General features: G+C 44.1%; 6 protein-coding genes. 5 read left to right on the top strand and 1 reads right to left on the bottom strand.

The features are described 5' to 3' along the window. The first annotated feature begins 284 nt into the window (after window positions 1–284). Window positions 285–1,517, top strand: coding sequence for an ATP-binding protein (locus MF4640_RS14800; RefSeq protein WP_001255534.1), 1,233 nt, complete (start codon window positions 285–287; stop codon window positions 1,515–1,517). A 271-nt stretch (window positions 1,518–1,788) separates the two neighbouring features. Here the strand turns inward: MF4640_RS14800 and MF4640_RS14795 are convergent, their stop codons facing one another. Continuing rightward, window positions 1,789–2,118, bottom strand: a complete 330-nt coding sequence (locus MF4640_RS14795; protein ID WP_000506885.1) for a DUF4236 domain-containing protein — start codon at window positions 2,116–2,118, stop codon at window positions 1,789–1,791. A 208-nt stretch (window positions 2,119–2,326) separates the two neighbouring features. On the opposite strand from MF4640_RS14795, the gene MF4640_RS14790 reads away from it, so the two are divergent. Genes MF4640_RS14790 through brxC form a run of 4 tightly spaced genes read left to right on the top strand, consistent with a single transcriptional unit; the run spans window position 2,327 to window position 8,122 of the window. Further along, on the top strand, window positions 2,327–3,193 hold the full coding sequence (locus MF4640_RS14790) for a helix-turn-helix transcriptional regulator (RefSeq protein ID WP_078390064.1): 867 nt from the start codon (window positions 2,327–2,329) through the stop codon (window positions 3,191–3,193). Window positions 3,194–3,203: 10 nt separating this feature from the next. After that, complete coding sequence (locus MF4640_RS14785) at window positions 3,204–3,815, top strand: DUF1819 family protein (protein ID WP_005245154.1); 612 nt, start codon at window positions 3,204–3,206, stop codon at window positions 3,813–3,815. Window positions 3,816–3,831: 16 nt separating this feature from the next. Further along, window positions 3,832–4,407, top strand: a complete 576-nt coding sequence (locus MF4640_RS14780) for a DUF1788 domain-containing protein (RefSeq protein ID WP_005403808.1) — start codon at window positions 3,832–3,834, stop codon at window positions 4,405–4,407. 40 nt (window positions 4,408–4,447) lie between these two features. Then, on the top strand, window positions 4,448–8,122 hold the full coding sequence (gene brxC, locus MF4640_RS14775) for a BREX system P-loop protein BrxC (RefSeq protein WP_078390063.1): 3,675 nt from the start codon (window positions 4,448–4,450) through the stop codon (window positions 8,120–8,122). The last annotated feature ends 14 nt before the right edge of the window (window positions 8,123–8,136 follow it).

The raw sequence follows: 8,136 nt of genomic DNA, 5'->3' as shown, positions 1-8,136 counted from the left end.
TGTACACAGTGCACTGGGTTATGTATCGCCTTTTGAGTTTGAAGCAATGTACTATGATAAGATTAACCCGTTAGGTCAGGTGGCCTAACTTAAATAAAAAAGTCTCCGACAAACCCGGTACGGTTCAGAATTTGGATTTTGATCAGATCTGCTGTTTACATGCTTCTACAGTAGCTTTGAATGTTTCACTTAACCTTTAAACTTTTTCTAAAATTAAATATATTTACATATACGTTCTAAAATTTGATAGAATTTATTAAAACTTTAGATTCTAAGTGTAAATAATGAGAAGCGCTAATATTCGACGTGATGGCTACTTAAAATTTCTGAATACATGGCAAGACCGTGATGTCATTAAAGTACTTTCAGGTGTGCGTCGCTCTGGAAAATCCACCTTATTGGCGATGTTTCAACAAGACCTAAAAGCACAGGGTGTACAAGCCGAAAACATCATTGCCATCAACTTCGAATTTATGGAATTTGAAGAACTCACCGATTACCGTAAACTACATGATTATGTATTGTCCAAAGTTGATAAAAGTAAAAAAAACTATGTTTTTTTAGATGAAATACAACATGTTACAAATTTTGAGAAAGTAGTCGACTCCTTATATGTTCGGGATTATATCGATTTATATATTACAGGCTCAAATGCATTCTTTCTAAGTGGAGAACTTGCGACTTTACTTACAGGACGCTATATCGAGCAACACGTTCTACCTCTGTCATTCCAAGAATTTAAACAGTGGCATATTGAAAATAATCCGATCATCCAACAATTATCCAATCGTGATTTGTATGCCATGTATACGCGCAGTAGTTTCCCTTATACGCTTGCCATGACTAGCCAGCAGGAAACTTATGATTACTTGCAAGCGGTCTATGCCAGTGTAATGTTTAAAGATGTTATTCCCCGTTTGAATACTGCCGATATTAACTCTCTCGAGCGTGTCGCAAGATATTTGGCAAGCGTGACAGGCTCACCTATTTCCATCAATAAAATTAAAAATACCTTTGTTTCAAGTGGGGTTAAGATTTCATTTGAAACAGTAAAACGCTATATTCAGGGCTTACAGGACAGTTTGTTATTTTATAGTGCCGCACAATTTAAAGTACGCGGGCGTGAGTTATTACAATCCTCTGAAAAATACTATTTAGTTGATGTCGGATTGCGCCGGATTATGTTGCCTGATGCTAATGCTGATCAAGGTCATATCTTAGAAAATGTGATTTATCTTGAGCTTGTCAGACGAGGTTATACGGTCTATGTAGGGCGGGTTGATGAATATGAAATTGATTTTGTTGCTGTCGATACTTTACAGAATTTAACTTATTATCAGGTGGCATTAGAAACGCTCAATGAGGAGACACTCAGCCGAGAGTTACGTCCATTACAGAAAATTTCTGATTCGTATCCCAAGTATTTGCTTACCTTAGACACGATAGGGACTGAAGCGAATTATAATGGTATTGTAAAAATGAGTGCTCTCGATTGGTTGCTATCTGAAAATAAGTAAAGTTGAGGGTAGACATGGATACTCTTATTTATGAATTAAAACTCAAAGACTTTTCAGCATCATTCAAGAATGTATTCAAGCATAATTTCTGCTCCAATTGTGATGGATCGATTTACCTCGATTCGATTGAGTCAGACCATCATGATTGAGCCAGAGTCGCTTACTGAAAGTAGCGAGAATTGCGCTGGAGTTTCTGAAGGATATTAATTCCTTAGTTTGCCCATTCATCCATCTGGGCATTTTTTTTGATTAAAATACAATGCTGTTCTTGCTAAAAAATGACGGCACCCACCATAAAACACAATATTCCAAAAATAATCCAAGGCCAGATCTTTGTCTTCGGTTGTTCTAAATTCTGAGGATTATATTCCGTGTGTTCTAGCGATGTCGGTTGTGGAACACGGGTCTTTTTAGAGTAAGGTTGGTGTTTAGAGTAAGATAGTCCCGTACCTGGAATGCCGACACTGGTTCGCGTACCTTTTTTCCCAATATTTAGAGAAGCACCAGGTTTGCCAATGCTGGCACTGCTGATGCCTTTATGGGTCAGATTAATTTTAAAACCCGGGAATAATTTAATACTTTTACGAAATCTAAAACCCATATTGCTCTCATTCTAAAACTTAGCTCAATTCACGCGCTATACCAGGATCCATGATCTGCTAGAGATCGTACTTTGACGGCTATCATCAGGATACTAGTATATTTTTTATCTGGTGATTGCAATACTACCTCTAAATACCGTCAAAAATGTTTACTGTATATTTGCTGTAGGGTAATCTTAAAGCTGCTATTTATTGACTGATTGGTATATGACGACAGATAAGCATGAAGTCCTGCTACGAATGCGAGCGATCGAGCTCCTTGCATACTGGGAAGGTCGTTTGGTTACCAATCGTTTAATGAGCTGGTTTGGGCTCAGTCGACAGCAGGCTTCTGCGGATATCAAGCGTTACAATACGCTGTATAACCCAGATGCCTTGGTCCATGATCCCTCCGTAAAAGGCTATGTGCCTAAAGCCACGTTTCAACCGGTGCTGACTACCGTACATATCAATGAATATCTCAATATGCTGTCAGGTTTGGTTAGTGAATCGCATACCCTTATTGCGACACCAGAACCGAATCTTGCAGCAGTTCAATTACCTGATCGCAGTGTACGTCCTGAAGTGATTCGGGAAGTTTTGCGTGCCTGCCGAAACCAAAACACTTTAAAAATGATTTATGCCTCGATGCAGAATCCGCAGTGGCATGAACGCATCATTTCCCCACACACCCTGGTGTATACCGGTTTCCGTTGGCATGTCCGTGCCTATTGCCATCAGAGCAAGCAGTTTAAGGACTTTTTACTCTCCAGGATTGATCGCACACCTGTTGTGGTGGCGATTGATACAGTAGACCCTGTTCAGGATCAACACTGGCATGAAGAAATTCTACTGACGCTGATCCCGAATCCAAAATTGAATGAAGCTCAAAAAGCGCTGGTCGAAAAAGACTTCGGCATGCCTGATGGCAGATTACAGATTCCGGTGAAAAAAGCCCTGGCTCACTATACCTTGCAGCGATATCAGGCCGCGATCACGCTGGCTGAGGCGGAAGATGCCTTGAAATATACCTTAGTGTTACAAGGTTCAGATATCGAAAAGCTGTCGTCTTACCTGTTTGATCAAGCTTCATAGGAGATTGGCTATGTTAGAACAATTTCATTATGACAGTGACCTGATTGGTGGTTCCCTGATGGTGCGTGAAAGCCGGCTGATCGCGGATCTGTTATTACGAGAAGCGACTCCAGAACAATGGCATCAGGCCATTCAGATTGACAATATTCTGCAAAAAAGAACGCCTGCTTCAGCTCAACGCAATGCCACCGCTATTCGTAAGCGTCTGGAGCGCTTAGAGCCTGATTTCTGGAAAGCACTACGTGATGGGGATGATGAGCTGGCGACCCAGGTGGCTTTTTGTAGCGCACTGGAACGCAACCTGTTGCTGCTTGAGTTTATGGAAACGGTGATGAGGGATGCCTATATCTCTCAGGCGCAATACTTGGACAGTTATATCTGGTCAGATTTTTTGGATGAACGCTCACAACGCGATCCGGATATCTGTGATTGGAAAGAGTCCAGCAAGAAAAAAATGGGGCAGGTGGTGTTTCGCATGCTGGCAGAAGCCGGTTACTTAAAAAGTACCCGTAAGCTGGAGTTGCAGCGCGTGATCGTCAGAGCAGAGCTGCGTAGCCTGTTGGAAGAACATTATAAACAACGCATTAAAAGATCTATGGAAGTGTCGGTATGGACGCGTTAGTTGTAGAGGGGCAGCAATGAGTCAAACAATACATGAGCGTCTGAACCAGATTCCAGAGCGAATTCTTTCCACTGAGTTTCTCACTGGACAAGGATTGGGTAATGAAATTGGCTTCTGGATTTTTGATTATGCACCTGAAGATGAGCTGAAAGTCCGTGAATATCTTCATTTTCTGGAAGGGATGCTGGAGAAAAAACACAGTCAGCTGAAGGTGGTGAATATTAATCTGCTACAAGCAGTGGTGGATTACCTGGCTGAGCGCAATTTCATTGATAAAGCGATCCAAATGCAAAAAGCCAAAGGCGATGAGGCACTGCTCAAGGCTCTGAAAGGTCCACTGCATATGGATAAGTTTGCGCCGTATCTGGTGAGCAAATATGCCACCAATGCGCAAGATATAGTGTTGATGACCGGGGTGGGGTCGGTTTGGCCACTATTACGTGCACATCATTTGTTAAACAGTTTGCATTCCTTGCTGGGGCATAAACCAGTCGTATTGTTTTATCCGGGGTATTACGACGGTCAGGCCATGAGTTTATTTGGAAAAATTCCAAGCAATAATTACTACAGAGCCTTCAGATTAGTGCCATAAGCACGACAAATAGCCATAAAAATTCGGGGAATTGATTGAGATGAATATTAAAGAACTTTTTTACAAGCCATTAGATCGTGCGATAAACGGGGTGGTCAAGGCAGACCAGAATGACAATACCACGGTATATCAGGAACTTGATGAGTATGTGGTCACCAATGAGCTGGAAAAGCATTTTCGGGACTTTTTCCAGTCTTATGGCACAGACCTGAGCGATCCTTCGATTGCCAATCGTGTCGGCGTGTGGATTTCTGGCTTCTTTGGTTCAGGTAAATCGCATTTTCTGAAAACCTTGTCCTATATTCTGGCCAATAAAGTGGCACGTGACGCGGAAGGTAACGAACGCAGTGCTGCAGAATTCTTTGATGAAAGCAAAATCCGGGATGCGTTTATCCGTGCGGATATTGGTAAAGCGGTTAGTCATCATGCCGATGTCATCCTATTTAACATCGACAGTAAAGCCAGCTCCAATGATGACGGCAATCCGATTCTGAATGTGTTTTTACGCGTGTTTAACGAGTATCAGGGTTTTAGTGCTGACCATCCACATATTGCACATATGGAACGTCACCTGAGCCAGAAAGGGGTGTATGAGCGCTTTAAACAGGCTTTTGAAGAATCTAGCGGCATGTCTTGGCTAGAAGAACGTGATGGCTATCAGTTCTATCAGGATGATGTCGAAACCGCGATTTCCCAAGCCCTCAACTTATCAGCAGAAGCAGCGCATAAATGGTTTGAGGATTCTGAGCAGACCTTTAGTGTTTCGGTTGAAAATTTCTGTCAGTGGGTGAAAGAATACCTGGACAGCAAAGGACCCCAGCAACGCATGTTGTTCTTGGTCGATGAAGTGGGGCAGTTTATTGGCAGCGATACCCGCTTGATGCTGACATTGCAAACCATTACTGAAAACCTGGGTACGATCTGTAAAGGCCGCGCTTGGATTATCGTCACCTCACAGGCAGACATCGATGCTGTTTTAGGTGAGATGTCTTCTTCCAAAGCCAATGACTTCTCCAAGATTGCTGGACGTTTTAAAACCCGTTTATCACTGTCCAGTTCCAATACCGATGAAGTCATCCAGAAACGTTTATTACGTAAAACCCCAGAAGCAGAAGCATTGCTCAGATCAGTGTTTGAGCAAAAGGGCGATATCTTAAAAAATCAGATTACCTTTGACCGTTCAGGCCCAACCCTCAAGAACTATGAGGGGCCAGACAGTTTTATTCATAACTATCCTTTTGCGCCGTACCATTTCCAGCTGGTACAAAAAGTATTTGAAGAAATCCGTAAAGTCGGTGCGACTGGTGCACATCTGGCCTATGGTGAACGATCTATGCTAGATGCATTCCAGATGGCCGCCAATGCGATTGCCACAGATGAAGTCGGTGCCCTGGTTCCTTTCCACCGCTTCTATACTTCAGTCGAAGGCTTCCTGGATACAGCAGTGAAGCGTACCATCGACCAGGCAGGGCAGAATAAGACCCTGGATGGTTTTGATGTGCAGATGTTGCGTACCCTGTTCATGATCCGCTATGTCGATATCATCAAAGGTACGCTAGATAACCTGGTGACTTTGTCGATTGAGAAAATTGATGAAGATAAGCTGGCATTACGCAAGCGGATTGAAGAGAGCCTGCAGCGTCTGGAAAAAGAGAGCCTGATTACGAGGAATGGCGATGAGTTCCTGTTCCTGACCAATGAAGAACGCGATATCACCCGCAAAATTAAAGCCACGGACTTAGCAGCTTCAGAAGAAAATAAAGAGTTAGCCAACCTGATCTTTAAAGATTTACTGCGCGATCAGAACAAATACCGCCATCAAGCCAACAAGATGGACTATCAGATTGGTCGTTTCCTAGATAGCCATAGCCTGGATGGCAAGTATGAGAGTGATTTGAAAGTTGAAATCATTTCTCCGCTGGATACTGAATACAACCTTTACAGTGAAGCCTTTTGTATTGGTAAAAGTGCTGAAGGACAGGTGCTATTTAAACTCGGTGATGACAAGCAATTCTTTAATGAGCTCAGAACGTGGCTGAAAACCAATAAATTTATTCGGTTAAATGATGATGGCACCCAGTCCGATATCACCCGTATTCTGGCAGACCGTGGCCGAGAGAACCAGGAACGCAAAAAACGTTTGCGTGCCCGGGTCGAAGAAATGCTGCTGGACGCGGAAAGCTATGCTTTGGGTCAACATCTGCAGCTTTCATCTTCTAGCCCATCCAGCAAGCTGGATGAGGCCTGTCGTTATCTGCTGGAAAATACCTATACCAAACTGAGCTATCTGCAGGTCTATCAGCAGGATGCTTGGCGTGAACTGAACGCCGTATTGACTGTGGATGATATGGCGCAGCTGGGATTATCCCTGGATGGCGGTCAGAGCAATCCGAAAGCCCTACAGGAAGTGGAACAGTACATTGCGCTACGGGCCACCGGTACCGAACGTATTCTGGTATCGGATGTAGTGGATCGTTTTGCCAAACGTCCTTATGGCTGGCCGGATGCCGAGATTTTACTACTGGCAGGTCAGCTTGCTGCCATGGGACGTATTTCACTGCAGTTGAATGGAGGCACCTTGCAGCTGAAAGATGCGCTGGAACCTTTACAGAACAGCCGCCGTCGTCGTGAAGTTGCCATCATTAAAAAGCGTCAGACCGATGATCAGGTATTGAAACAGGCGCGCCAACTCACCCAAGAACTGTTCTCGGCCATGGGACCAGCGACAGAAAAAGAGCTGTTTGAGTTCTATACCCAAAACTTTAAGACCTGGTTAGCCAACTTTAAGTCGTATAAGAGCAAAACCGATGTCGGGCAATTCCCGGGCAAGAAAGTCATTGAACGGTCTATCTTAAGCTTGGATCGCTTGCTGGCCAATAGCGACAGCTTCGATTTCTTTAAGGCCGTGGTTGATAACAAGGATGACTATCTGGATCTGGAAGAAGACTACCGTGATATTCATGAGTTCTTCAGTAACCAGATGCCAAGCTGGCAGCAACTGCAGCAGGCCCTACGTCATTTTGAGAAAAACAAACAGGCACTGGGCAGTGATGAGGTGGCTAAAAAAGCCTTATCAGAATTACATCGTATTTCGACCAATGAATCACCCTACGGCCTGTTAAATAAAATCGCTGATTTGGTGCGCACAGTGGAAAGTGTCAATGAACGTTTACTAACTGAAAAACGCAGTCAGGCGGTAGAGCAGCTGGATGACAAGATCAAACAACTGGAAGCAGAGATCAAGAACAGCGGCATGGCCACCGCTGAGCTGAGCAATAAGCTATTGCGTCCGCTGCAACTGCTGAAAACGGATATTGAAGTGGAAAGCAGCCTATCCACCATCTATATGCTGCAAACCCAAACCGCCGTCGAGCGTTTTGACGAAGCCTTGTATGAGCTGGAGAGCGAAGTTCAGGCGGAAATTCAGCGTCAGGCCAAAGCGGCACAACTGGCTCAGAGCAAAGCAGAGAGCGTAGCGAGCTCAGCAACCACCGCCAGCCCAGAAACATCAGCACCTGCTGCGACTCCGGTAAAGCCCGCGATCGTCGTGGTGCCACCGAAACCTGTTGTCGAAGTTGATGTCGCCAGCATTTACAACAAAACCTCTAGCAGTGTCTATCTGGAAACGGAAGAGTCGGTGGATCAGTTTGTAGACGCACTCAAAGCTGAACTGAAAAAAATCGTGGGTGACAAAAAGCGTGTGCGTATCCGCTAACAGCGGGGTTAGGG

The sequence above is a fragment of the Acinetobacter sp. MF4640 genome, from assembly GCF_002018895.1.
Taxonomy (GTDB): Bacteria; Pseudomonadota; Gammaproteobacteria; order Pseudomonadales; family Moraxellaceae; genus Acinetobacter; species Acinetobacter johnsonii.
This window is presented reverse-complemented; position numbering and strand designations above follow the sequence as displayed.

What these genes read in the sequence shown, in the direction of transcription:
- MF4640_RS14790 (WP_078390064.1), top strand. Translation starts at nt 2,327, where the DNA reads ATGACGACAGATAAGCATGAAGTCCTGCTACGAATGCGAGCGATCGAG.
- MF4640_RS14795 (WP_000506885.1), bottom strand. Translation starts at nt 2,118, where the DNA reads ATGGGTTTTAGATTTCGTAAAAGTATTAAATTATTCCCGGGTTTTAAA.
- brxC (WP_078390063.1), top strand. Translation starts at nt 4,448, where the DNA reads ATGAATATTAAAGAACTTTTTTACAAGCCATTAGATCGTGCGATAAAC.
- MF4640_RS14800 (WP_001255534.1), top strand. Translation starts at nt 285, where the DNA reads ATGAGAAGCGCTAATATTCGACGTGATGGCTACTTAAAATTTCTGAAT.
- MF4640_RS14785 (WP_005245154.1), top strand. Translation starts at nt 3,204, where the DNA reads ATGTTAGAACAATTTCATTATGACAGTGACCTGATTGGTGGTTCCCTG.
- MF4640_RS14780 (WP_005403808.1), top strand. Translation starts at nt 3,832, where the DNA reads ATGAGTCAAACAATACATGAGCGTCTGAACCAGATTCCAGAGCGAATT.